Here is a 25,120-nt window from a genome sequence, read left to right on the forward strand (position 1 = left end):
ATAATGGGCTTTTTTTCGTCGATATTTTATATTGTTGCTATTTACTTCTTACCTTTCTTTCGTTAAATCCGGCTATTTGGTTTTTCTAAAAATATCCAGTTCGATATCGTAGCTTGGTTCAGGCTTTTTAAACAGATATTTACCGTTGCGAATAGAGGCAAGTACATCGGCGCGTTGACGGACGGCTTCAAACGGACTATCGGCATCCAATACCAAGAAGTTAGCGGGTTTACCCACATCTAAGCCGTACTGGTCTTCGATGTTTAATGTTTTAGCGCCATTAAAGGTAATCAAATCCAGGCAGCTATCAAGCTGCGGCATCGACATCGTTTGTGCTAAATGAATACCATTATCCAAGATATTCATCAGGTTACCGTTACCAGCCGGATACCAAGGGTCATTGATAGAATCCTGACCAAAACAAACGTTGATATTATTTTCCCAAAACTCTTTTACCCGCGTTAAACCACGACGCTTAGGATAAGTATCTTGACGACCTTGTAGATAGGCATTTTCAGTTGGCAAGGCAATAAAATTCATGCCGGACTTTTCAAACAATCCCATCATACGAAAAGCATAGGCGTTATCCGCCGAACCAAACGAGCAAGTATGACTGGCAGCTGTGCGACTGCCAATCCCCTCAATCATCACTAAGGCGTTTAGTAGCTCGACAAAACGGCTCATGACATCATCAGTTTCATCACAATGGACGTCGATAAGCTTGTCGTATTTCATGGCCAGCTCAACCGTTTTATGAATGGATTTTTCACCGATTTCACGTGCCCATTCAAAATGAGGGATACTGCCCACACAGTCAGCACCCATTTTTAAGGCTTCTTCTACCATTTCAGCCCCGCCTTTGTAGGCATACATGCCTTCTTGCGGGAACGCCACAATCTGAATGGTGACGTTGTTTTTTAATTCTTCACGAAGCTCGAGCATGGCCTTTAAGCCAGTAAGGTTGGGATCACAGACGTCAATATGAGTACGAATAAATTGCACCCCTTTTGACACTTCTTCTTGAATACCCTTTAATGCCCGTTCCTTGGCATCTTCAAAGGATTGTGTTTTTTTGACATCGTGCCAACGGGCAATCCCTTCAAATAAAGTGCCAGTGTCGTTGGTTGCGCCTGCATTACCAGCTGTATAAACATAGTCTAGGTGCAAATGAGCATCTACATAAGGTGGCACGACCAACCGACCCTTAAGATCAATCTCCTCTTCAGCAGCAGGTAAATCCTTACCAATCTGCTGAATAACACCGTCTTTGACCAAAATCTCGTTAGCAGCGCTATTACGATAAATATTTGCATTGGTAAACTTAATCATTACAAACTCCTGTTTTTATTAAAAATCATTTATTTGAAACGTTTTATTGAAAGTGGTTTATTGAACGCTATTAGACAGTAGGTGCATCCAACGTTTTCTTAGAGACAACTGTAATTATAATGGCAGGAATGAAACAGAGAATAGAGAGATACACAATACCTAAGACGCCTGTTTCTGGCATATGAACCAAAATCAAACCTGCAAGCCATGTCGCAATCATAATTGAGAAATTAAACACACTTGATTGTACAGAGGTCGCGACTGCTTTTGCTTCGGTCACCTGATGACTAACAGCTGTTTGAAACATGGTTACCAAAGGTCCAAACGCTAAGCCCCACAGTAAAAAGGCCAAATGCGCAAAACCATTCGTTCCCCTGAAGAAGACAAACAGCAGCATAGCAATCACGCCGCAAGCCAACATACCAACGATTAAACCACGCAGATGAGTATCGATAATCTTGGCCGATAAGATAACTGAAATGACCGAACCTATCCCAAAGATAAACAAAGCTAGACTGATACCGCCCACAAACTTGATGGTTTCGACCAATAGCGTGATATAGGTATAGGTGCTGTAATGCGCCACAACTGCTAAGAAAGTTAGGGCTAAGACTATCCAGACCCCAGGGATTTTTAACACCGCGATTGGTGAGTTACTTTGAGTAAGTTTTTCGCCTTGTACGGAAGGCAAGTATTTAGCCGCCAGCAGCGCAATCACTGCACCCAATGCACCAAGCACCATAAACGAGGTACGCCAGCCCACTTGGGTACCAATATAGGTCATAATCGGTAGACCAAGGCTCACCCCAAAAGTATTACCCGCCATGATGATGGTAATCGCCTTGCCATGCAGGTTTTCTGGTACCAATGCAGTGCCATAAGCGGCAATCATCGGCCACATAATCCCTGCACATATACCGCCAATAATACGCATGGTGACGATGAGCGGATAAGACGAGGTAAGACCGACGACCAGATTAGAGACGGCAAAACCTGTCAATAGCACCAATAAAAGCACCTTGCGATTGACCCACAACGTCATGCTAATGAGGGGAATGGCAAAAATCGCCGATGCCAGTGCGTATATGCCGACTAAAAATCCTACTTGAGTCTGCTCAATTCCTAAACCCTCAGTCATTTGCGGCAAGATGCCAGAAGGCATCAGCTCTGAGAGAATACCAATAAAGGTGACACTTGCCATCAAACCAAAGATAAACCACGAAATAGGGTTTTGATGTTGACCATTTGCCGTGTTTTCTGAACGGCTGCCTTCTGCAGGACTTGGCTTTGAAAGACTAGACACACCCCTCTCCTAATTCGATGAAGTTTCTAGAAGATTCATAACCTTGCTTTATTGATAAACCCATCCATAGAAAACCATATATCCATAAAAACATAGCTTGCTATGAGCGAATATTGGGCTGATATATAGGTTTATCATTTATTTAGGTCTACTGTAGCATCGCATCTGTTTTATAGATACCCACTATAACAGTAAGGTTTTGTAATTTCAGTAATTCCTATTTTTGGCAACACCCTCGAATGACATATTAGCTGCTTTAATAACTATAAAATGACGTTACAGCCTGTTTGTTGTTTGTAGGAAAGCGTCACCCGCCCTTTCACTTGCCGCTCCTTTTTTTTATAGTGGGTAAGCTTAATAGGGATTTAGATAATCATATTTCTTATTTAATTTTCTGTCAATAAACACACGAATAACAAGGATAACCATATGCGTGCTAAAACTTATAATATTCGCACCGCTGGACAAGCCAATATTCCAGTACTTGGTCTAGGTACATGGCAATCTACCGGTCAGGATTGTATCGACGTCGTCAGTCAAGGGCTACAGATGGGTTATGAGCACATTGATACGGCTCAAGCTTATAGTAATGAATGCGAGGTCGGACAAGGCATTAAGCAATCTGGTGTTGCTCGGGATAAGTTCTTTTTGACCACTAAAATATTTCCTGATGATTTAAAGTTTCAACCAGAAAAGTTAGTTGCCGCTGCCAAACGCTCGTTAGAAAATTTAGATACCGATTATGTCGATTTATTATTACTGCATTGGCCAGATGATCGCGTGCCATTATCGGAAACTATTCCCGCGTTATGTGAGTTACAAAAACAAGGGTTAACCCGCCATATTGGGGTTTCGAACTTTAATATTGCGCATTTAATAGAAGCAGAGAAATACGCCGATGTACCGATTGTAGTGAATCAGGTTGAATTTCATCCCTTTATTAAACAGAATACCTTGCAAGCCTTTTTAAACACTCATCATATTTTACTTGAAGCCTACTCGCCTCTCGCGCGTGGTGATGTGTTCGATAATGAAATTATGAAACACATTGCGGATAAGCATGGTATCACGCCAGCGCAAGTTTCATTGGCTTGGATATTGTCGGATAAAAACCGCGTAGCAATTCCCAAAACGTCTAACCCTAAACACTTACAAAGTAATTTAGAGGCTATTAATATTCAATTAAGTGCCGATGAATTAGAACAAATTGGTCGTTTGGCGCGTTCTGATGGACGCAAAATTGAGCATCCTGACTACACGCCTAAATGGGATGACTAACATCACGTATTAGAATTTTACGGTTATGTAGTAACCATTAAGCATAAAATAAGCATAAAAAAAGCCACTGATAAACTCAGTAGCTTTTTTATTGGCTATCAACTTATAATTTATAATGCTGCTTGCTATAACGCTTGATTGTCACGAATCGGTTCAGCAGGTTTATATTGTCCAGATGCTGCGCCCGTACCCGAACGATTATTCTCTTTTAACGATTTCGCCACTTCTGGCGGCATATAATTTTCATCATGTTTTGCCAATACTTCACCCGCGACAAAGGTAGTGCCTTGCATTTTACCAGTCGCAACGATGCCAGAATTTTCAGCAAATAAGTCTGGCAAGATGCCTTGATAAGTCACGGGAACGGTCGATTTAAAATCCGTAATGGCAAACTCAACACTTAGCGGATCATTGGGCGCACGTTGCACACTACCTGCTACCACCATACCGCCTGCGCGAATACGTTTGTCTTGTGGCGCTTCACCTTTGGCAATCGCTGTGGGGTCAAAATAGTAATCGGTCTGCTGCCCGATAGCGTAGATAACCAACACTACAGCCACTGCTGCACCAGCCAGCGTAAACAATACCCACATCAGCTTCTTGCGTCGAACTGCATTCATACCACTACCTCATAGATGACTAACCACTGTACACAACAGAAGAGGCTCAGGATGCTCTTTTTATACTGTATGCGACAGGCTGCCTTTAAGATACCTATATAGTAGCATTTTTTGCACAAATCAATAAGTCCTTTGCACATTAAGCAGACAGATTGTACAAAATTTAAATACAGCAGAAAATATTTTTAATAGGCTAAGACTATGATATTAAGCTAATTTTAAGCGGGTTTTATAAGATAGGAGGTTGATTAACTGTGGCACTGCGCTGCGCCTGCCGCGCTTGTTGAATAGTCAGCTGCTTAATCAAATTCTGTCTTTGCTTACGACTATACCAGATAAATATCAGCATCATGCCAACGGTAATTGCCCAGCATGACCATACAAAAACGCCATGCGTACCCATGGCAATAAATTCAGAGACACTATAAAAGTAGGGCTGCAAGGTATTCTCCCAAATGTGCTAAGGCGTTATTTACTTTGACCACGGATGTATTCTTTTACCCATGCCTTACCTTGGTCACGGTAGAGAATAAGCGTGTTGGTACGATAAATTGCTAACGTTGCCACTAATAAATAACCACCAATTATCATTAATAATAACGGCATCCACATATCGGCTGACATTTTTGGCGCTTCAGTCAAGGTAAAAGTTGAGCCTTGATGTAAAGTATTCCACCACTGCACTGAATACTTAATAATGGGTAAGTTCACCGCACCAACAATGGATAAAATAGCCGCTGCTTTGCCGCGATTTGCGGTGTGTTCAAAAGCGGCAAATAGTGCCATCACGCCCGCATATAAAAATGCCAAGATGAGCATTGAAGTTAATCGCGCATCCCAAACCCAGTACGTGCCCCACGTTGGCTTTGCCCAAATAGAACCCGTCAGCAAACTGACCACGCACAATAAAAACCCCAATGGCGCGAGCGCCTGCGCCACCAAGTTTGCCGTTTTAATTTTCCAGACTAAATATATGACCCCTAACACAGCAAGGGCAAAATAAATCGAAATGGCAAGGCTTGCGGCTGGTACATGGATAAAAATAATACGGTAGCTGTTACCCTGCAAGTAATCAGGCGGCGCAAATACCAAGCCCCAAATACTACCAATCGTTAGGCAAATTCCGGCTAAGATAGCCAACCACTTGACCCACGGCGAAAAAATCCGAAAGAACTCTTTAGTGCCGACAGTGGTCAAGAAAACTTGCCAAATGCGCTGCCACAGGCTAGGAGATGAGACGTTATTTAGGTTGGGCATGGGGATAAACCTATTGCAATAGCATAGCGGTTATGGCTGATAGGGTATGTTACTACTCCCACTATCCGCGAACCTGTTGGCGTTAAACACGGGACTGAATATCTAATTTATCATTATAGCAAGATTGCAGGTTTTCACCACGCTGTTAATACGAAGAGTGTACACCCTACAATAAAGCGGCAAATAAAAAGCAAAAATGGATTTTATTTAAGATTTTCATTTTATATTTTAATTGGCACGATTTAATTCAGCCAAGCCATTTTTAGAGTTTGGGCAATGACCCATGGCATGACCAACACAGAGATAATACTCCCTGCTAATAGTAGCGCTAAAATAGGTAAGCCATTTAAACCAGTGGCAAATAAATCGACCGCGCCCGTCGCAAAAATAAGTACTGGCAACTGCATCGGTAGCGCAATCAGTGGCACCAATACCGCACCGTTTTTAAGTGATAACGTCAGACTACTTGCGACAGCTGATAACATGAGTAACATAGGACTACCGACAATAATGGATGCCATCAATATGCCCGTTTCAAACCAACTTAACTGAAACAAAGGCACAGCAAGTAAGCTTAAAACTGCCACAATGCCACTACTAAAAATCCAATGAATCACCAAGCGAATAAGCACCCACAACGGTAGCGAGGCTTTTGCCACTACCAATTGCGCCAAAGTACCATTATCTAGCGCCGGTTTAAATAAACCTTCGACACCCATCACCAACGACAATAAAGCGGCAATCCAAACCGCGGCAACGCCTAAACGTTGTAAGAGCTGCGGCTCGCTACCCACCGCTAATGGAAATAAAGTAATGATAACTAAGAACAATACTAAAGGATAGAGCCATTGCACCGCGCCTTGTTGCTTGACCTGCCATTCACGTCGCCATAATTGCCCAAAGCTGATAACGTGCGGCGCTGTACGGATCAGATCATTATGGATTACTTGCTCTCGGTTATCTGTCATCATCCGTCCTTTATACCATATAACCTGATAAATCGAGCACTTGATTCGCCACAGCAACCGGCTGATGACTGGTCATTAATATTGCACCGCCCATATCAGCAAACTCACGCAAGCGCACTTCCATACGCGCAACCATATCCACATCAAGTGCGGTAAACGGCTCATCAAGTAACCATAGAGGCGTCACTTTTGGAGTCAATAAATACAGCCGAGCCAGCGTAATACGGCGGGTTTGTCCTGCCGATAAATGACTTGAGCTGATGGTTTCAAAGCCCTGTAAGCCAACCCAATTCAACGCCGCATCAATCTCATCTCGACTTGGCGTAATACCATATAAATTGAGCAAAAAGGTCAAATTTTGTGCCACTGTTAAGCTAGGATGAATACCCAACTGGTGCGACACATAGAGCGGCTGAATTGGCAGCGTTTTTGACCCTTGATAATGCACTTCGCCCGTAAGCACAGGTAATAATCCGGCAAGCTGCATCAGCAAAGTTGTTTTTCCCGTACCGTTAGCCCCAATTAAATGGCAAATATCACCCGCAGATAATTCGAGCGCCACCCCCTCACATAACGGAATTTCACCGCGCTGCACGGTCAGCTCGTGACAGGAAAGCACAGGCACTGGCATAGATACTGGCATTGATGGTGCTATAGATGGAGTTGTGGATATTGACAGGTCGGTCACGGGCACCTCTTATTATAGATTCAATGAGCGATAAATATTCACCATAAAGCACTATTGAGTTCATCGTAAAATACGTTATGCTCACTACACCTTATCAGTATAACAAATTGTCAATTACTATGACCTCAAAACATACGCCACACCCAAAAGATATCCAAAATGCTATCCAAAATGCTATCCAACATTCAGAGTCTCATTTAACGTCTGATGTAAAGTCAGCTTCTGACCCGTCGGTAGCGACTGGCTTAGACGGCACTCCTTTAGCGGATTTTACTATCAATGGCTTAATTGAAGCGCAAGTTGCCTTTATGCAGCAATGGTTAAGCTCACAAGCTGAACCCCTAGCGATGCAGGCATGGCAATGGTTTGGCGCACAGTCATTCAGTCAATACGTCAGTCATGAAGACTTACAGCACCTGATGAACGACTGGCTATTGAGCCAGCCGATGAGTGAGATGATGCGCGCTGATATCCGCGATATTTTACACACCATTATTTATCATCCAGTCAATGATGACGTGCCTTTATCTGAGCTCATCGACGACAGCCAAATTGACACCTTAGCCAATTATATTGGCAGTCACGAACAACAGCGCAATATCTTGATTCATAGCCTGATTGGTAATGATACGTTTGCCGATTTATTGACCCAAACCCTGCATCACGCCATTAACGACTTTATGGAAACCACCCTTGATAAAGCCGGTGGCGTCGGTAAATTAATGAAACTTGGGCGCAGCTCGTTTGAAAAAGCCACCAATCGCAATCTCGATGATAAGTTACAAGCATATTTGCATCGCAATATTAAAGACTTGACCCGACGTGCGGAAACCAACGCGCAAGCGCATTTGTCCAATGAAGAAGTGGCACGCTTGCTGATTACCGGTTGGGCGCGTATTAAAGATGAGCCAATCAGTCAACTACAAGCCTATCTCAGTGACGAACCGGATAATAATAGCATTGACCTTATCGAAGCCAGTGTGCAGCACAGTTATAATCGTTTACGCCTGTCACCCTATTTACAGAGCTTGGTCACCGCAAGCGTCAAAACTTGGTATCACCAGCATCAATCCGACTCTTTTGCTACCTTAGCATTAGGGCTAAATATTGATACCCAAGCGATGACAGCGTTAAGCACTGCGCTATTGCCGCTTGCCCATGATGCCATAAGTAGTGACTTCTTCACTGACCATATTCGTGAGATGCTACACGCATTTTATGCGCAGCCTGATATTAAGCAATCGTTAACAAGCGGAATTTCTTAACCAGCTGCTAACTATTGAGTAAATAGCATTTCATTAGCTCAATAGATAACGGCATTTATTTCACTGTCTTCATTTATTAATAAAAGCACTATTTATGAGTCAATCCAATAAATTCAGCTTATGGCAAAAAATAAAACAGCTATTGATTGCCGCAGCACCGCAGTCTATTGTCGATAGCATAAAGATAAACTCTGATTTGCCGCAAACAGCGATGCGTACTGATAACTCGAATTGTGAACGCCATACTGATATCGATAATCAAGACCAAAGTATAAAAGAGCAAAGCATAAATACGGACGCTCCCGACTTACTTTTTTCTGACGACACTCAAAACGATGCCGGTAAGCGTAACGCTATTGAGAGTAGTGACGCTGGCGGTAGTGATGCTGAGAATAACAATATTGCAGATACAGATAGTAGTTTTGAAGAAACTACGATTGAAAACGGTGATGCTAAAAATAGTGACGCTAAAAGCATCGATTCTAATAGTGTAGATTCTGCCAGCACTGGTGTTGAAAATACTGGTTTTAAAAACAATGAATCTGAAACCAATGACAACACACCCATCGTCGATTATCTCAAACAGTATTTTGATAATAAAGAGTGGCACTATACCTATTATCGTCCAAAATCATCGGACAGCCAGCAGTCACACCATTTGTCCCTACGGATGCGCAACAAGCAGATAGACTGTGGCTATCTGTTTCGAGTGCAAGAAAACAATAGCTTACTAGCAGTCTATGGCATTTTGCCGTTTTTAATTCCTGAAAGTCATCAAAGCGCGGCGATGCTCCTGATTACCCAAATCAATTATGACATGCTAATTGGCAATCTAGAAATGGACATCAATGATGGCGAGATACGCTACAAAAATGCCATCGATGTCGATTCGGTTGGCATTGATGACCATATCACTGAGCATTTACTACAAAGTGTGATTGCTATGACTACCGTCACTTACGAGATATTCAGCGACTTGATCAATACTGAAGAGCCTGCTGAAGACATGCCCACTTTACTCGATGAATTACGTCAGCAAGCAGAGGCGCGCACCTTCTTTTTGCCGACTCAGTTTGTTCAATAACTGTCATATTAAGATATCAGTCCATCATATTTAACAGATTCCTAAACCGCCTTTTTAAGACAGTCAAAAACTATGCTAAAAATTGCCTATTCTGAGATTTTTCGTTATTCCGTCCCTGAAAAACATCGCTTTCCGATGCAAAAATACACCATGATTCCTGAGCGACTCTTGGCTGAAGGCACTATCTCGGACGCTAACTTTTTTGCGCCAAAAAAATTAAGCGAAGAAGAAGTGTTAAGCACCCATACCGCCGAATATTGGTATAAGCTCAAGACCCAAACCTTAACCGCGAAAGAGGCGCGCCCGATTGGGTTTGAGATGACGCCAACCTTAGTCGAGCGCGGTCGTTACATTGCCCATGCGACGTATGAATGTGCCTTGTATGCGCAGCAGTATGGTGTGGCGATGAATGTCGCAGGCGGCACGCATCATGCCTTTGCTGACCATGGCGAAGGATTTTGTGTGTTTAATGATGTTTGTATTGCCAGCAATTTATTACTGGCGCGTGGTCAAGCACAGCGGATTTTGGTCGTTGATTTAGATGTACACCAAGGTAATGGTAATGCCAGTATTATGGCAAATGAGCCACGTGTTTTTGTTTTTAGTATGCATGGCGCTAAAAACTATCCATTTCGTAAGCAACTATCTGACCTTGATATTGAGTTGGCGACAGATATGGGTGACGACGAATATCTGCAAATTTTGGCAGATACGTTACCACGCTTAATTACAGAATTTGCACCCGATATGATTTTTTATCAGTCCGCAGTCGATGTATTGGCAACGGATAAACTAGGTAAATTGGCATTGTCACAGGACGGTTGTAAAACGCGTGATGAATACGTGCTACGCCAAGCAAAAACGGCAAATATACCCGTTGCTATCGTCATGGGCGGTGGCTATTCAGAAGATATTAATGATGTGGTTGAGGCGCACTGTAATACTTTTCGCTTGGCGCAACAAATATTTTTTGCAGAAGTAAATGCTAACTACTATTAGGTTGTTAACATTGGTTTGTGAGCTGCTATCACAACAACAATGCCGTGATACCTTGCCAGCCAATCCGCACCCCAAGTATAGCGACAATGAATAAAATAAGCTGACGAAAGCGCGCTTGAGGTAAATAGTGATGCACGCGCATACCGACTAACGATGCGACTATAGATAGCCCACTGATTAAAGCAATCATCTGCCATTCGCTGCTACTCATCGCCATAATCGGCTCGCGCAATATGATAACTTGTGCCAACTTTCCTAAGAAATAACACATATTACCAACTTTGGCGATGGTGTTTTTATCGTCAGTTGCGGAGAGCAAATACATCATGAGCATGGCGGACATAGCATTGGTCGCGCCGCCAATAATGCCTGCGATCAGTCCCACAGCAATCAGTACAGGCTGGGTATTGGGCAGCGCAATCGCCTTACCCCACAGCGTACTTAAAACATAACAAGCAATTACTGCCGCCAGCACTAGCAAAATATAAGCGCTGTTCACCCACAGCAAGAGTTGAGCGCCAAGCAGACTACCCAATAAACTGGTTACTGCCAATAACCAGTAGCGCCGACTGTAATGGCTAAAATTTTGCCAAATACTACGCTTGCCACCGATAAGCCATGTGAGGGCATTAAGTAGTAACGAAGGGAAAATAACCAACACAATGGCATAAGGCAGTGGATAAATACTAGCCAGCGCGGTAGTCGCTATCAAGGTGAAGCCAATACCACTAATGCCATGCAGTAGTGACGCTCCTATAAAGACCGTCAGCAGCAATCCCATTTGGATAATGGTGCTATCCATCATGTACTTGCCATAGAGGGTATTTGCTGCTTAACACTGTATAGCACGAGCTTAACGGAATAATCCTTGTTCACCGTGTTAGCTTACCGAAAGAGTCGTATCTGCTATTCACCATGTTGACGCTGTAATAAAGTATCACCAATCATCGCTGCTAATTGTTCTGCAATATTGTCTTTACTGGCTTTATCCAAGATTGCTGAATCTTGATTATAACGTTCAGCGAAAAATACCTGCATCGCATTGTCGTCACTGGCAAAACCAATATCTGCGCGTGACACATCATTACAGGCAATCATATCTAAGTCTTTGGCGATCAATTTACCTTGGGCATAATGCTCGATATCTTGGGTTTCTGCTGCAAAGCCAACGACGAACAATTCCGGATGCGCATGAGAAATGGTTGCTAAAATATCAGGATTTTTCACCAAACTAAGGCTCATAGCATCTTGGGTTTTTTTAATTTTTTGCGGCGCGGCTTCTTCGGTACGATAATCGGCAACGGCAGCGGTTGCAATAAAGATATCTGCCACTAGATTATCAGCAGTCGGTAAGGATTCAAGGTGCTCATCGCCACAATCACAGTCGCCATGGTCGTGGTCATGATGATGGTCATGGTCGTGCTCTTCATCTTCTAATTGAAGCGCAGCATGTGTACCGGCGACGCATTGTTCGGCAGCAATCAGCATTTCTTGTGCGGATAACACATCAATACGGGTGACACCAAGCGGTGTTGGTAATGCTACTTTGCCACCAACAATTAAGATAACTTGTGCGCCAGCCTCAACACAAGCACGTGCTAAGGCAAAACCCATTTTCCCTGAAGAATGATTGGATAAATAACGCACAGGGTCAATCGCTTCTACCGTTGGACCTGCAGTGATAACCACTGTTTTTCCGAATAAGCGTTGCGGAATAACTTGCTGCGCGCTGAATAAACGTAGCTCAGCCAATAATTGCTCTGGCTCTGGTAGACGCCCTGCTCCTACATCACCGCACGCTTGCTCGCCACTGGCAGGCATAATGATATGATAGTTCATATCACGCAGCGTCATAACGTTAAGATTAACGGCAGGATGCGCCCACATTTGCTGATTCATAGCCGGTGCAATGATAACTGGCGCGGTAGTTGCAAGGCAAACGGTGGTGAGCAAATCATCTGCCATACCCATCGCTAGCCTTGCTAACGTATTGGCTGAGGCAGGCGCGATAATGACCAAATCCGCCCATCTAGCAAGTTCAATATGACCCATACCCGCTTCAGCGTGTTCATCAAGTAACGAAGTATGCACCTCATTACCCGTCAACGCTTGCAAGGTCAACGGCGTAATAAAGGCTTGCGCCCCAGCGGTCATAATGACGCGCACTTCATAGCCTGACTTAATCAATAAACGGGCAAATAGAGCAGATTTATAAGCGGCAATACCGCCAGTGATAGCGAGCACAATATTTTTCATAAGCGTGGCAATATCAACAGTAAGAAGTTAAAGAGCAGGAAGTTAAAGGATAAAATGGCGCTTATAGTAACAATTATGCGATAAATTGGGTAAGATTTTCCGCACTTATCTACAGTTCAGCGTAACGACTTTATCATTGTCCCATTTTAAAGGAATAGTAATGGCGATTAAAGACTGGCACGAAGACGATCGACCGCGAGAAAAGTTACTCAAATTTGGGGCGGCGCATTTATCGGATGCCGAAATATTAGCCATATTTTTACGCACAGGGACGCAATCGCAATCCGCCATTGAACTGGCGCGGCATCTCATTACCCATTTTGGTAGTCTCGCTGAATTATTATCCGCCCCCAAAGACGAGGTTCTCGCCTGCCACGGTATTGGTCCGGCTAAATACGCGCAAATATTGGCATCGTTAGAGATGGGCACGCGCTATCTCGACAGTCAGCTAAAAACGGGGCAAGCACTCGGACGCTCGCAAGTGGTGAAGGATTATATCAGCACCCAACTGCGCGGCGAGCACCGTGAGGTTTTTGCGGTATTGTGTTTGGACAATGCGCTGAATTTACTCAATTATGAGATACTGTTTACTGGCGGTATCTCATCATGCTCGGTGTGTATCAAGCACGTACTGCGTCATGCATTAACACATTCTGCCAGTCAATTAATCGTCGCCCATAATCATCCGCATACCAATGCTCAGCCTTCCACAGCAGACAATCGCTTAACCGACGAGCTCAAAAAAGCCTGCGATTTAATCGACTTATCTCTTATCGACCATATTATTGTTGGGCGCAACGATACCTTATCGTATGCTGAAAATAACTTATATCCGTTTGCTTAGTTGGCGTTAGATACAGATAATCGACACAGCGTAGCAGTTTCGTTATTGATAACTGTCCACATATCTCGCATATTGGTCACTAGATTTGTGTCCGTAATCTGTATCATGGGTTAAGATGTATTTACTAATGCTTACTCTTTTCTAGACAAACCCTATTTTTTCTACATTATTACGCGTTATCATGGCAGGTTATGGTTTGTAGCGCTGTTCCTATTCACTCATTCACTCTTTGCTAAGGAGACAGTCATGGCGATTGGCTTATTTATTTTGGCAGTAATCGTGCAGTTAGCTGTCGTTTTGGCTATCTTTTTGCAGTCGTTATCGCGCTTAACAGGCAGTATTGTGGCGATTATCACGGTAATAGTCACCGCCTATATCAGTCCATGGTCACTGGTTTTGGGTGCGCCTACTGCTCTACTGTGCTTGATATTAATGATTGCACCCATCCGTCGTATGCTGATTACCAAGCCAGTTTATAAAGCACTCGGTAAGGCAATGCCAAGTATGAGTGACACTGAACGCGAGGCGCTCGATGCCGGTACTAGCTGGTGGGAAAAAGAGCTGTTCATGGGTAATCCAAACTGGAAAACCTTTGCCAATTATCCGTATCCTGAACTGTCAGATGAAGAGCAACACTTTATTGATAATGAAGTTGAGTATCTGTGTGAGATGCTGAATGAGTGGCAAATCCAACATGAAGATAAAGAGCTGTCGCCAGAAGCGTGGCAATTTATTAAAGATAATGGTTTTTTGGGTCTGATTATTCCCAAAGAATATGGCGGCTTAGAGTTTAGCTCCTATGCGCAAAGCCGAATCATGAGTAAAATTGCCTCACGCTCGCCAACCGCTGCGGTTACTTGTATGGTGCCAAACTCACTGGGACCCGGTGAGCTGCTGATGCACTATGGCACAGACGCGCAAAAACAACGTTGGCTACCAGGCTTAGCAAAAGGTGAAGAGATTCCTTGCTTTGGGCTAACAGGTCCGGAAGCAGGTTCTGATGCGGGTGCTATTCCTGATACCGGCGTAGTTTGCTACGGTATGCATGACGGCAAATATACCTTGGGTCTGCGCATGAATTTTTCCAAGCGCTGGATTACTTTAGCACCGATTGCGACTGTTGTTGGATTGGCGTTTAAATTGTATGACCCTGAAGGGCTATTGGGTGATATTGATAAAACCGATTATGGTATTACTTGTGCCCTTGTGCCGGCAAGCCATGAAGGTGTCATTACGGGTCCGCGTCACTATCCAAGCGGCTCCCCCTTTATGAATGGCACGGTCGATGGTAAGGATGTGTTTATTCCGCTCGATTATATTATTGGTGGCGTAGAAAATGCCGGACGTGGTTGGCGGATGCTGATGGAATGTCTGGGCGTTGGTCGCGGTATTTCCTTACCGGCATTATCAACGTCAGCCAGCGAGATGAGCTACCTAACAGTTGGCGCATTTGCCAAAGTACGTGAACAGTTCAAAATCTCGGTCGGTAAATTTGAAGGCATCCAAGACGTTACTAGCCGTATCGCTAGCCAAACGTATATGTTAGAAGCCTTTCGTCATTTGGTTACCTGCGGTCTAAACCAAGGTGGCACACCTTCGGTCATGACGGCAATGGCAAAATATTACGCCACAGAAACTATGCGCGGCGTCATTAACGACGGTATGGATGTGGTCGGTGGTCGTGCCATTCAAATGGGACCACGCAACTTTTTAGCCATTCCTTATCATGCCATTCCAGTTTCTATCACGGTTGAGGGCGCTAACATTTTAACGCGTTCGTTGATGATTTTCGGTCAAGGGGCAATGCGCTGCCATCCGTATTTATTTGATGAATTACAACTGCTGCAAAGTGATGATAAAAAAGCCGCTATTAAGCCGTTTGATGTTTTATTCTTTAAACATTTAGGCTACACCTTTAATCGCGGTGCTAAGGCGTTTGTCTCCGGATACATGGGCGGTAGTAATGATGCACCCCTATTTGCCGACAGCTTTACCCGACCGTATTACAAGCATATCAACCGCCTGAGTACCAGCTTTGCGCTGACGGCTGATATGGCTCTGGGCTTATTGGCTGGCGATTTGAAACGTAAAGAAATGCTATCGGGTCGTCTTGCCGATATTCATGGACATCTCTTTATCGCCACTGCTATTTTGCAATTTTATCAATATGGCGGTAAATCAAAAGCTGAGCAGTTGCACGCAGAAGTCGCATTAAAACACAGCTTATTTACCATTCAAGAAGCCTTTATCTCTTTCTTTGAGAATTTCCCCAATCGCATGGCAGCAGGCGTGGTCAGCTTTGTCACTTTCCCAAGCGGTCGTATTTTTAAACCGGCTAGCGACGAGCTGAAGTGCCAACTTGGTGATATCTTTATGGATGATTTTGAAGCCAATCCGTTCCGCGATTATCTCAAAACCATGGTTTATTATAATACTGAACCAAATGATACCACCGGTCGTATGGAAAATGCCTATCAGACCTTATTAGCCATTGAACCATTATGGCAACGCTTTAAAAAAGCGGAGCATAAAGGCAGCTTTGAGGGCTTAACCTTTGAAGATTTTGTGGTGGAAGCCAGTCAAAACGGTGATATTAGTGAAGAAGAAGCGGAAGTGCTGATTCATTATAATGCGCTGCGTTTTGATTCGTTGTTAACCGATACCTTTGATGAGCATTTAGAGCAAGTACACGAGCGCACCAATCCGCACAGTTTAGAAAATGCGGTCGATAAACTGACGAACTATGCACAATTGAAAAAAGACGCGCAAATCAGACACGGCACTTATATCGACAAAACATCTACAATAAAAGACCATCAGTCGCCTAATGATAAAGACAGTGCTGACCACTACCACGATTACCATCCATCCGAACCACAAACGGGTGATAACAATCCTAACCACGGCTATGAGTCAGATGGCGATGTCAAAATGGTAGCTGAGCAAAACACCACTCAAGAACGCAGGGCGCAGGCTGATTTTAATAAAGCACCTACCAAAGAAGAAGCGCTGTATTATCGTACCCGTGACGCTGAAGCCATTCTTAATAATCGTATGAGTGAAAACCATAGCGAGGCTAAATGGCAAGATGGTCTGCGTCGTGATAATGATGATAAAAAATAAGTCTGTATACTTATAATAAGAAGTTAATTATCCGCTCAACGGTTAGCAGTGAATAAGTATAAAAAAGCAAAACTGTCCACGTTAAACAGTTTTGCTTTTTTATAGCTAGTTTATCGTTATTCTTCGAAAAATATCTTGCCTGATTAATACTATAAAATCTTAATACAAAAAATAGCGCTAATGATTTAGCCAAACACATATTTCGTCACCATCGCTAGACAGACCAGTACAATCATCGGACGAATCAGTTTGCTACCGCCCTTCATGACCATATGCGAGCCAAAATAAGCGCCTATCGTCTGCCCAACCATCATTGCTAGTCCCACTTTCCAAAGCACATTGCCGCCCAAAATAAAAAATATCAACGAGCCAATATTGGTGGATAAATTAAGCACCTTTGCCGCGCCTGTGGATTCAACAATCCGCCGACCGCGCAACGCCACGTTACCAAGGGCAAAAAACATTCCCGTGCCTGGTCCCATATAACCATCATAAAAACCTATGATTGGTGCAACCACTTTTTGCCATTTGCCTTCACTGATGCGCGGTTTGGTTTCTAATGCTCCCAATTTTGGCGCAAATAACGTATAAATACCAATCGCTGCAATTAAGAACGGAATCAACTTTTCTAAGAAATCAGGTGGCGATAACTGTACCGCTATCGAGCCAATAATTGACCCAATAAAAGCGGCAATAATAGCCGTCTTGATTTGTCTCGGCTGAACCACGCGATTACGAATCATGGTGATAGACGCTGCTAATGCACCCGATGCCGCTTGCAATTTATTCGTTCCCAACGTTAATACGGGTGGAATGTTAGCCAACAACATGGCGGGAATGGTCAATAAGCCACCGCCGCCGGCAATCGCATCGATAAATCCGGCGAGCGCAGCCACAGCGGTAAGCATTAAAATGACTTCTAAAGAAAGCGATACATCCATGACACTGACCTTGTAAAAAATTTATGATAAAAAGTCTAGCATCAATAGATAAGGCTAAACGTATTACTGGTACTTGCTAAGAGGCTAAGCTTATTAGTGTGACTGGAGTTATGGTTGGAATAGGTTAAAAGCGACGTATTATAAGGTTAATTATATAAAAAAAGCCAAAAACGTCGTAAAGTCTGCTAGATTTATAAGCAGAATCAAACATTTTGAGAGTGCGCTTAACGACTAATAACAACGAATAGCCACTGATAACGATCAATTGCGCGGTTATATCAAGCTAAAAACAACGCTATTGTTCACTATATATGGATAACAAAGACCCATTGCTGCCAATCAGTACACGACTATAACGTGCTTTAGTAATGATATTGTTTATAGTATTAACATCATAAAACTGAGCGCAGTCGCCAGTTAGATAATATTTATTAAATCAATGAGGATGATATGGCAATAAGAAGAATTAAAGCCTTTTTTGATCTTGAGGCATCAGGCGGCATTGTGTTGGCGCTCGCTGCCATCGCTGCCATGATTATTGCCAATACGCCTCTCAATACGTGGTATGAATCCTTTATTCATGCCCCCGTTGCTATCCAAATTGGTGGCTTTGCCATTGCTAAAGACGCTCATCATTGGATTAATGATGGTCTTATGGCGGTTTTCTTTTTTTTAGTCGGACTTGAGCTCAAGCGCGAAGTGCTCATTGGCGAGCTATCCAATCTAAAGCAGATTATTTTGCCCGCAGGTGCAGCATTAGGCGGCATGATTGCACCCGCCATCGTATATGTGGCGTTTAACCACAATAATCCCGAATATTTAAAAGGTTGGGCAATTCCCACCGCAACCGATATTGCTTTTGCCTTAGGTATCCTAAGTTTATTGGGCAATCGCGTTCCCAATTCCTTAAAAGTATTCTTGGTATCTATCGCTATTTTTGATGATATTGGCGCTATTTTAATTATTGCCTTATTTTATACCAGTGATTTATCTTTAGGCTCGCTGGCGCTTGCGGGTTTATGCTTACCATTTTTATATTTGCTCAACCGTCGCAACGTAACCAGCATTACGCCGTATATTCTTATCGGTGTCATCATGTGGATTTTTGTGCTGAAGTCTGGTATTCATGCGACCTTAGCAGGTGTCGTATTAGCACTATTTATCCCAATGTTCGACCGCACTGACCCTGAACATTCACCATTAGAAGAGCTGGAACACGACTTACAAAATACGGTTTCTTATGGCATTTTGCCGCTATTTGCCTTTGCCAATGCGGGTATTTCGCTAAAAGGCGCTGGCGTTGCTGAGCTGTTCCATTCTGTGCCACTTGGTATTGCTGCTGGACTATTTATCGGTAAACAGTTAGGCGTGATGATTATGTGCTGGGTTATCTTTAAACTCGGTATCTCAACGATGCCAAAAGGTATGAATTTTAAGCAAATCTACGGTGCGGCATTATTATGCGGTGTGGGCTTTACCATGAGTTTATTCATCGGTGGCTTGGCATTTGGTGGCGATACGCCGCTATTTGATGAGCGTTTAGGTATTATTATGGGTTCAATCGTGTCTGGTATTGCCGGTTATCTCATGCTAAAAGTGGCGTTAAAAGACAATGTCAGTGGTAAGTCGGTAGATTTAATCCATCATTAATAGTTATGTGATAACAGGCATACGGTGACAGTCATGCGGTTAATCGTTTTTAAAGGTTGTCATAGGAGACGGCTATGAGGTCATTTGTGCAGGTATTGGCATTGCGCTTGCCCCTCCTTGGCAGTATTGTTTTACTAGCAGGCTGTGCCACCTTATCCAAAGAAGAATGTACCGTTGGTAATTGGCAAACCATTGGCTATAACGATGGCGTAGCAGGCTACTATTCCGACCGACTGGCAGCCCATGCAAAGGCGTGTGCAAAAGTGGGTACAGCACCTGATTATCAGACGTGGGAGCGTGGTCGCCAACAGGGACTACAGCAATACTGCACCACCAGTAACGCCTATAATATTGGCAAGCGCGGTCGTGACCTAAATAGCGTCTGTCCCGCAGCACTAGCAAATGCGCTGCAACAGGCAAATCAACAAGGTCAAAGGTATTACAATTTAAACAAACAGTTGACTGAAGATAAGCTGCTATTAGAAAAACACCAAGCGGAATATATCAAACTTCGTGATGGCGAAATGCTAGATTTTAACACTGAAAAAGAAGCACGCGCGCGTCTCTTATCTTTACCACCCGAGCTACAAAGAATCAGATACCGAATTGCTACTACTGAAGCAAAATTAACCTTAGAGAACCAGAAAACTCATTTTTAAAGTGAATAGATTTTATTACGATTTCTGTAGAAAATGCTGCAAAAAAGGCGTTCTAAAATAACCATAGTGTCAAACTGTGAGAGTGCGTGATAGATATGGATACCAAAAACGATACGGCTAATAGCTTAAATAAAGATGATTATAAAAATGATGCTCAGCAACATGATAAGCGCAATAATGAGTTTAATATTCAACGCCAAATAGCAAATTATCAGCGACACGGGCGCACTACAGCTATTAATGACCATAGTGATTTACAAGTTTTAAAGCGTATTAAGCGCTATCTATTGCCGAAAGACTTTGTGATTTCTCCTGCTTTATTGGAAGAAATAGTCTCAGGTTATGATATCGGTGACCCGCTAGCGGATAAACTGGCAGCTGATGGTATTCGTTTTGCCAAGCCGTTACAAAGCGCTATTCTTGGTACTAATATCAATAATAATATCAACACAGACATCAGTACTGAAATTAGTAGCCATCCAGCATTTGTCACCATGCAGGCACAATTTAGTCGCCATCCCGATTGGTTCGACCCACAACTTGCGCAAATTGGCGCGATTGCTTATCGCCGCTATCCGCTCATGTTGATTTGGTTATTGCGTAACGTGGCATTAATGGCAGGTTATAGTATTCCTGCGCTGTCCTTACCACTGATTCAAACGGGCGCGTTGATGCACGATGCGCTGCCGCGATTGATGCGTACTTATGCCTATATTCTCGCGGTATCTGAGCATCCACAACTGGACACCGCCTCTCACCCGCAGCGTACGCCTATTAGCGGAGTATTAGCGATTGGCTCTGAGGGTTGGCGGCAATCTATACAGGTGCGTCAAATTCATACCTTGGTACGCCAAAATTTACTCAAAGGTAAACTAACTGCCGCCAATGGCGTGATAGCGGATGCCGCCCAACATCATCATGCCGATGGTAGTTGGAATACTGACTATTGGGGCGTGCCCATTAATCAAACTGATATGATTGCTACCCATTTGCAGTTCTCGTTACTGATTATGCGCGGGCTGCGACTGCTCGGCGCGCGTATTAGTAGTGAGGAAGCCGAAGGTATTTTGCATCTGTGGAATCTTGCGAGCTATTGGATGGGCGTTGATTTACAGCGCTTACCAAAAGATGAAACCGCCTGTTGGGAATGGCTCTATACTTATTTATCCATTCAGCAGCTTGATTTTAAGATGGGACGACCATTGGCAAAAGCGTTACATGACTTACCGCGGCAGTTGATGGGCGAAGACAATCGCCGTGGGCGCTTTGTTGAGATGGTCAATGCCAGCGTGACGCGCACGATCGTTGGCGATGACATTGGTGATGGCTTAGAGCTGCCCAAGTCAAAAATTCGCTTTGGCGTTTTGTCCTCAGTACCGATATTATTTACCCTCGATACCGCTCGCCAGCACAATCAAATGGTTGCTGAGAAATTAGAGCAATTTCGGGCAAAGCGCCAAGACAATATGAATTGGTGGCTCAAGAAAAATGACGATTATTATAAGTAATCATTTATAAACAATCATCAACGACAAGCAATGTGCAATGTGTTTAATTTTATAGCTGCATATTTTGAATACGGTAATACCACTCAAGCTGACGATCAAAACCCGTTTCCAGCAAACTTGCTAACACGCGTCCCGTTAGCCCCCAAACTATTTCACCATCAATCTGCCAACTAGGCGTCAGCAAGGTTGATGTTTGCGCTTGCATGGTATAGCGCACGCTATATTCTACGGTCGGTTGGGTAATCAGTGTTTCAAAATCCGCCCAAAAAATACGCGATATTTCACTAAGCTCAGGTACTAAAATCAAATCTGGGGCAATCAATGCCACAATGGGGCGCACGCTCATGCCGCTTTTAGACATTTGAATGGGCAACTGACCGAGGAGTTGTACCTTATTTGGTGGCAACGCGATTTCTTCGCACGCCTCACGCAATGCCGTCACCACGTTATTACCATCGCCATTTTCATATTTACCACCGGCACAAGATACCTCGCCGGCATGACTATTCATGTGGATAGCACGGCGCGTCAATAGCAATTTAGGGCGCGATTCATTAGTAATAGCGACCAAAATCGAGGCATCGGCAATCGGGGTTTGATAGAGCTTATTTAAAATAAGCGTACTTTGAGCAATCGTATCATTGGCATTGGTCACATCAAACGGCAATAGCGAGGGTATTGCCGTGCCCAAAAGCTCACCCTGCATCCGTTCTGCCAGCTGCCTTAATATAGGCTGACGAATATAAGCGGGCAAAGCAACTGCCAATTCATCAAAAGGTGACGAACGCCATGAGACTGCCATTATTATATCTGTCCTTTATATTAGTGAATGCTACATTTAATTAGCGCTCAATATGATTACGCTATGCCTAAGCCTTAAACAACAATTATTAAATGAACAATATTACTAGAGGCATATATTATCTTTGGTATTGGTAATTAAGCATAATTCACTAAGCATTAGCAAGGCGGTATTAACTATTTAATTGATGCTAAGACTGATGCTTTTCAAGACTTCCATACGTTATGCTCGCACTGGTAAATCATGCGTTCCTGTTAACACCGCTCAGCTCTGGATAAATTTATGTTATCTTATGACGACTGTTGACTAAAATTACCGATAGCTATAGTAGTTATAACATAAGAAAAACACGCAAAAGTATTTTATATATCCTTTCACTAATTCCTTTCACTAATAAAAGGCAGCTCATATGCGCTATTGTCTCGAATGCGGTCACGAAGCTGAACGCAAAATTCCCGCCACTGATAATATACCGCGTTTGGTATGCCCAAACTGTCATTATATTCATTATGAGAATCCAAAAATCATTTGTGGCTCATTGGTGGTGCATAAAGGTCGAGTGCTATTATGCCGCCGTGCCATTGAGCCGCAGTATGGCTTGTGGACAGTGCCTGCAGGCTTTATGGAAAATGGCGAAACCATTGCTGAGGGTGCAGCCCGTGAGAGCTTTGAAGAAGCCGATGCCGTCGTAACCAATCCGCATTTATACTGTATTTATGATTTGCCGCATATCGGGCAGATTTATATCATTTATCTTAATGATTTAAAAGATGGCGCGTATGGTATTGGCTCAGAAAGTTTAGACTGCGCTTTATTTGCCGAAGAAGATATTCCTTGGGATAAGATTGCTTTTGAAGCGGTACGTCGCACTTTGACTAACTTTTTTGCCGATCGTAAACAATTCGATAACCATGCAGACTTCCCTGTTCATCAAGACTATATCGATAAAGACCACAGCATTAAGCGTTTTTAAACGCTGCTGATTGAAGCAGTATTGGCAGTCGCACTGAGGCGATTATCTTACAAAAACAAGTAGTAAAAGCCGTTGATAAGAATTATGCTCAAATCTCATCAACGGTTTTTTATTGTCTAAATATTACCTGTTCATTCATTCAATTGCCGAGGATATTATGCTGACATTGCAACGCTCTTTTGCCTTATTACCGCTCACTTTAGCGCTTGGGTTTACCAGTATAAGCGGTCATACTGAGAATACCCCTTTAACGGCACAAGCATCTGATCCACAGGTTATGGGATGGATGCAAGGCTTTCCACCGCCAAAAGATAAGCTCATATCACAGCCAGAGTCCGATTTTTTCAGCTTTCCAAAACTACGTTGGACGGTTTGCCATATCCGTGAACTGATGCCAACCAGTGAAGTGAGCCGCGGTATCGGCGCACCGTCTACATTAAATTATGCCCTTGATAAAAATATCGATGCGATAACGTTTACGCCAACTGGTAGCACGCAAAAAATGACTTGGCGGCAGTCGCTTGATGCCAACTATACCGACGGTATTATGGTCATGCATCATGGTAAAGTGGTTTATGAGCGCCAAAACGGTTGTCTCAATGAGCTAGGCAATCACGCCGCGATGTCGATGACCAAATCGCTCACTGGACTATTGGCAGAAACCTTAGTTATCGAAGGCAAATTGAACGATAAAGCCTTAGTCGGCACGATTATTCCTGAGCTAAAAAATAGCGGCTTTGGTGATGCGACTGTGCGCCAAGTCATGGATATGACCACCGCACTGGATTATAGCGAAAATTATGCCGATCCTAATGCAGATATCTGGCAATATTCGGCAGCAGCAAGTCCCTTACCTAAAGCTAAAGACTATACCGGTCCTAATGGTTACTTTGAATACCTACAAACGGTGAAGAAAAAAGGGACGCATGGCGCGGAGTTTAATTACCGAACGATTAATAGTGATGCGCTCGGCTGGATTATCTCGCGTACCACAGGCAAAGCTGTTGATGACCTATTATCAGAGCGCATTTGGCAAAAAATTGGTGCCGAACAAAGTGCTTATATGACCGTTGATGCCAAAGGTACGCCGTTTGCTGGCGGCGGTGTCAGCGCCGGTTTACACGATATGGCACGTATTGGTAGCTTGATGTTAAACAAGGGCGAAATCAATGGACATCGCTTATTTCCTGCTGCGGTAGTCGACAGTATCGAGGCAGGTGGCGATAAAAAAGTATTCGCAAAATCTGGTTACGATCAACTAAAAAATGGCAGTTATAAGAGTATGTGGTGGCTGTTTAATAACCCCACGCCTATTTATGCTGCGCGCGGTGTTCATGGTCAGACGGTTTATGTTGACCCAGCTGCTGACATGGTCATCGTACGTTTTGCCTCTTATCCTGAAGCCAGTAACGGCAAAATCGACCCAACTTCATTACCTGCTTATAGCGCTTTGGCAAATTATTTAATTAAGAAGTAAGCGTGTAAACGTTCATCATTAATTATTAATCATAGTCGCTATAAAATAAAAACCGCCACTCTCATTAAAGTGGTGATTTTTATTTTTAACAATAGG

22 protein-coding genes are annotated in these 25,120 nt (G+C 43.4%); 11 read left to right on the forward strand and 11 right to left on the reverse strand.

Features of this window, described 5'->3' with window-relative positions; genetic code table 11:
* Nucleotides 1-72: 72 nt before the first annotated feature.
* Both codA and AOC03_RS04635 read right to left on the reverse strand, forming a co-directional pair.
* Nucleotides 73-1,329: a cytosine deaminase gene (codA, locus tag AOC03_RS04630; protein WP_062533812.1), complete on the reverse strand. Its 1,257-nt coding sequence runs from the start codon at nt 1,327-1,329 to the stop codon at nt 73-75.
* 70 nt (nt 1,330-1,399) lie between these two features.
* Nucleotides 1,400-2,632 carry an MFS transporter gene (locus AOC03_RS04635; protein ID WP_237182069.1) on the reverse strand — a complete coding sequence of 411 codons (1,233 nt, stop codon included), beginning with the start codon at nt 2,630-2,632 and terminating at the stop codon, nt 1,400-1,402.
* A gap of 429 nt (nt 2,633-3,061) precedes the next feature.
* On the opposite strand from AOC03_RS04635, the gene AOC03_RS04640 reads away from it, so the two are divergent.
* Nucleotides 3,062-3,910 (forward strand): aldo/keto reductase, encoded by an 849-nt coding sequence (locus tag AOC03_RS04640; RefSeq protein ID WP_062533813.1) that lies wholly within the window; start codon nt 3,062-3,064, stop codon nt 3,908-3,910.
* 125 nt (nt 3,911-4,035) lie between these two features.
* Here AOC03_RS04640 and ccmE read toward each other — a convergent pair whose 3' ends face one another.
* From ccmE to ccmA, 5 genes are all read right to left on the reverse strand, one after another.
* On the reverse strand, nt 4,036-4,530 hold the full coding sequence (ccmE, locus tag AOC03_RS04645; RefSeq protein WP_062533814.1) for a cytochrome c maturation protein CcmE: 495 nt from the start codon (nt 4,528-4,530) through the stop codon (nt 4,036-4,038).
* A gap of 229 nt (nt 4,531-4,759) precedes the next feature.
* Entirely contained in the window at nt 4,760-4,972 is a 213-nt protein-coding gene (gene ccmD, locus AOC03_RS04650) for a heme exporter protein CcmD (protein ID WP_062533815.1), read from the reverse strand.
* A 26-nt stretch (nt 4,973-4,998) separates the two neighbouring features.
* Nucleotides 4,999-5,787 (reverse strand): heme ABC transporter permease CcmC, encoded by a 789-nt coding sequence (gene ccmC, locus AOC03_RS04655; RefSeq protein WP_062533816.1) that lies wholly within the window; start codon nt 5,785-5,787, stop codon nt 4,999-5,001.
* A 242-nt stretch (nt 5,788-6,029) separates the two neighbouring features.
* On the reverse strand, nt 6,030-6,755 hold the full coding sequence (locus AOC03_RS04660; RefSeq protein ID WP_227514288.1) for a heme exporter protein CcmB: 726 nt from the start codon (nt 6,753-6,755) through the stop codon (nt 6,030-6,032).
* A gap of 10 nt (nt 6,756-6,765) precedes the next feature.
* On the reverse strand, nt 6,766-7,386 hold the full coding sequence (gene ccmA / locus AOC03_RS04665) for a heme ABC exporter ATP-binding protein CcmA (protein ID WP_157049339.1): 621 nt from the start codon (nt 7,384-7,386) through the stop codon (nt 6,766-6,768).
* A 176-nt stretch (nt 7,387-7,562) separates the two neighbouring features.
* Between ccmA and AOC03_RS04670 the strand changes: the two genes are divergently transcribed.
* From AOC03_RS04670 to AOC03_RS04680, 3 genes are all read left to right on the forward strand, one after another.
* On the forward strand, nt 7,563-8,708 hold the full coding sequence (locus AOC03_RS04670; protein WP_084785769.1) for a hypothetical protein: 1,146 nt from the start codon (nt 7,563-7,565) through the stop codon (nt 8,706-8,708).
* Nucleotides 8,709-8,802: 94 nt separating this feature from the next.
* Nucleotides 8,803-9,792, forward strand: a complete 990-nt coding sequence (locus AOC03_RS04675; RefSeq protein ID WP_062533819.1) for a hypothetical protein — start codon at nt 8,803-8,805, stop codon at nt 9,790-9,792.
* Between the two features lie 72 nt (nt 9,793-9,864).
* Nucleotides 9,865-10,791, forward strand: coding sequence for a histone deacetylase (locus tag AOC03_RS04680; RefSeq protein WP_062533820.1), 927 nt, complete (start codon nt 9,865-9,867; stop codon nt 10,789-10,791).
* A gap of 28 nt (nt 10,792-10,819) precedes the next feature.
* Here the strand turns inward: AOC03_RS04680 and AOC03_RS04685 are convergent, their stop codons facing one another.
* Nucleotides 10,820-11,596 carry a sulfite exporter TauE/SafE family protein gene (locus tag AOC03_RS04685; protein ID WP_062533821.1) on the reverse strand — a complete coding sequence of 259 codons (777 nt, stop codon included), beginning with the start codon at nt 11,594-11,596 and terminating at the stop codon, nt 10,820-10,822.
* 101 nt (nt 11,597-11,697) lie between these two features.
* Nucleotides 11,698-13,047, reverse strand: a complete 1,350-nt coding sequence (gene coaBC, locus AOC03_RS04690; RefSeq protein ID WP_062533822.1) for a bifunctional phosphopantothenoylcysteine decarboxylase/phosphopantothenate--cysteine ligase CoaBC — start codon at nt 13,045-13,047, stop codon at nt 11,698-11,700.
* A 160-nt stretch (nt 13,048-13,207) separates the two neighbouring features.
* Here coaBC and radC point away from each other — a divergent pair, with 160 nt between their 5' ends.
* Together radC and AOC03_RS04700 are read left to right on the forward strand one after the other, a co-directional pair.
* Nucleotides 13,208-13,891, forward strand: coding sequence for a RadC family protein (radC, locus tag AOC03_RS04695; RefSeq protein WP_062533823.1), 684 nt, complete (start codon nt 13,208-13,210; stop codon nt 13,889-13,891).
* Between the two features lie 246 nt (nt 13,892-14,137).
* Complete coding sequence (locus AOC03_RS04700) at nt 14,138-17,014, forward strand: acyl-CoA dehydrogenase (protein ID WP_062533824.1); 2,877 nt, start codon at nt 14,138-14,140, stop codon at nt 17,012-17,014.
* 185 nt (nt 17,015-17,199) lie between these two features.
* On the opposite strand, the gene AOC03_RS04705 is transcribed toward AOC03_RS04700, so the two are convergent.
* Complete coding sequence (locus tag AOC03_RS04705; RefSeq protein ID WP_062533825.1) at nt 17,200-17,955, reverse strand: TSUP family transporter; 756 nt, start codon at nt 17,953-17,955, stop codon at nt 17,200-17,202.
* Nucleotides 17,956-18,405: 450 nt separating this feature from the next.
* Here AOC03_RS04705 and nhaA point away from each other — a divergent pair, with 450 nt between their 5' ends.
* The 3 genes from nhaA to AOC03_RS04720 all read left to right on the forward strand — a co-directional run bounded on the left by nhaA (nt 18,406) and on the right by AOC03_RS04720 (nt 21,772).
* The gene (nhaA, locus tag AOC03_RS04710) at nt 18,406-19,605 is read left to right on the forward strand and encodes a Na+/H+ antiporter NhaA (RefSeq protein ID WP_062533826.1); all 1,200 of its coding nucleotides are present in this window, start codon (nt 18,406-18,408) and stop codon (nt 19,603-19,605) included.
* Nucleotides 19,606-19,679: 74 nt separating this feature from the next.
* Nucleotides 19,680-20,264: a DUF2799 domain-containing protein gene (locus AOC03_RS04715; RefSeq protein ID WP_062533827.1), complete on the forward strand. Its 585-nt coding sequence runs from the start codon at nt 19,680-19,682 to the stop codon at nt 20,262-20,264.
* 95 nt (nt 20,265-20,359) lie between these two features.
* Nucleotides 20,360-21,772: an oxygenase MpaB family protein gene (locus AOC03_RS04720; RefSeq protein ID WP_084785770.1), complete on the forward strand. Its 1,413-nt coding sequence runs from the start codon at nt 20,360-20,362 to the stop codon at nt 21,770-21,772.
* Nucleotides 21,773-21,821: 49 nt separating this feature from the next.
* Here the strand turns inward: AOC03_RS04720 and AOC03_RS04725 are convergent, their stop codons facing one another.
* The gene (locus AOC03_RS04725; protein WP_062533828.1) at nt 21,822-22,574 is read right to left on the reverse strand and encodes an NUDIX hydrolase; all 753 of its coding nucleotides are present in this window, start codon (nt 22,572-22,574) and stop codon (nt 21,822-21,824) included.
* Nucleotides 22,575-22,983: 409 nt separating this feature from the next.
* Here AOC03_RS04725 and AOC03_RS04730 point away from each other — a divergent pair, with 409 nt between their 5' ends.
* Nucleotides 22,984-23,547, forward strand: a complete 564-nt coding sequence (locus tag AOC03_RS04730; protein WP_062533829.1) for an NUDIX hydrolase — start codon at nt 22,984-22,986, stop codon at nt 23,545-23,547.
* 157 nt (nt 23,548-23,704) lie between these two features.
* Nucleotides 23,705-25,024 carry a serine hydrolase domain-containing protein gene (locus AOC03_RS04735; protein ID WP_062533830.1) on the forward strand — a complete coding sequence of 440 codons (1,320 nt, stop codon included), beginning with the start codon at nt 23,705-23,707 and terminating at the stop codon, nt 25,022-25,024.
* Nucleotides 25,025-25,120: the final 96 nt, after the last annotated feature.

Source organism: Psychrobacter urativorans, assembly GCF_001298525.1.
Lineage (GTDB): Bacteria > Pseudomonadota > Gammaproteobacteria > Pseudomonadales > Moraxellaceae > Psychrobacter > Psychrobacter urativorans_A.

What these genes read in the sequence shown, in the direction of transcription:
- codA (WP_062533812.1), bottom strand. Translation starts at nt 1,329, where the DNA reads ATGATTAAGTTTACCAATGCAAATATTTATCGTAATAGCGCTGCTAAC.
- AOC03_RS04640 (WP_062533813.1), top strand. Translation starts at nt 3,062, where the DNA reads ATGCGTGCTAAAACTTATAATATTCGCACCGCTGGACAAGCCAATATT.
- ccmE (WP_062533814.1), bottom strand. Translation starts at nt 4,530, where the DNA reads ATGAATGCAGTTCGACGCAAGAAGCTGATGTGGGTATTGTTTACGCTG.
- ccmC (WP_062533816.1), bottom strand. Translation starts at nt 5,787, where the DNA reads ATGCCCAACCTAAATAACGTCTCATCTCCTAGCCTGTGGCAGCGCATT.
- AOC03_RS04660 (WP_227514288.1), bottom strand. Translation starts at nt 6,755, where the DNA reads ATGACAGATAACCGAGAGCAAGTAATCCATAATGATCTGATCCGTACA.
- ccmA (WP_157049339.1), bottom strand. Translation starts at nt 7,386, where the DNA reads ATGCCAGTGCCTGTGCTTTCCTGTCACGAGCTGACCGTGCAGCGCGGT.
- AOC03_RS04670 (WP_084785769.1), top strand. Translation starts at nt 7,563, where the DNA reads ATGACCTCAAAACATACGCCACACCCAAAAGATATCCAAAATGCTATC.
- AOC03_RS04675 (WP_062533819.1), top strand. Translation starts at nt 8,803, where the DNA reads ATGAGTCAATCCAATAAATTCAGCTTATGGCAAAAAATAAAACAGCTA.
- AOC03_RS04680 (WP_062533820.1), top strand. Translation starts at nt 9,865, where the DNA reads ATGCTAAAAATTGCCTATTCTGAGATTTTTCGTTATTCCGTCCCTGAA.
- AOC03_RS04685 (WP_062533821.1), bottom strand. Translation starts at nt 11,596, where the DNA reads ATGATGGATAGCACCATTATCCAAATGGGATTGCTGCTGACGGTCTTT.
- coaBC (WP_062533822.1), bottom strand. Translation starts at nt 13,047, where the DNA reads ATGAAAAATATTGTGCTCGCTATCACTGGCGGTATTGCCGCTTATAAA.
- radC (WP_062533823.1), top strand. Translation starts at nt 13,208, where the DNA reads ATGGCGATTAAAGACTGGCACGAAGACGATCGACCGCGAGAAAAGTTA.
- AOC03_RS04700 (WP_062533824.1), top strand. Translation starts at nt 14,138, where the DNA reads ATGGCGATTGGCTTATTTATTTTGGCAGTAATCGTGCAGTTAGCTGTC.
- AOC03_RS04705 (WP_062533825.1), bottom strand. Translation starts at nt 17,955, where the DNA reads ATGGATGTATCGCTTTCTTTAGAAGTCATTTTAATGCTTACCGCTGTG.
- nhaA (WP_062533826.1), top strand. Translation starts at nt 18,406, where the DNA reads ATGGCAATAAGAAGAATTAAAGCCTTTTTTGATCTTGAGGCATCAGGC.
- AOC03_RS04715 (WP_062533827.1), top strand. Translation starts at nt 19,680, where the DNA reads ATGAGGTCATTTGTGCAGGTATTGGCATTGCGCTTGCCCCTCCTTGGC.
- AOC03_RS04720 (WP_084785770.1), top strand. Translation starts at nt 20,360, where the DNA reads ATGGATACCAAAAACGATACGGCTAATAGCTTAAATAAAGATGATTAT.
- AOC03_RS04725 (WP_062533828.1), bottom strand. Translation starts at nt 22,574, where the DNA reads ATGGCAGTCTCATGGCGTTCGTCACCTTTTGATGAATTGGCAGTTGCT.
- AOC03_RS04730 (WP_062533829.1), top strand. Translation starts at nt 22,984, where the DNA reads ATGCGCTATTGTCTCGAATGCGGTCACGAAGCTGAACGCAAAATTCCC.
- AOC03_RS04735 (WP_062533830.1), top strand. Translation starts at nt 23,705, where the DNA reads ATGCTGACATTGCAACGCTCTTTTGCCTTATTACCGCTCACTTTAGCG.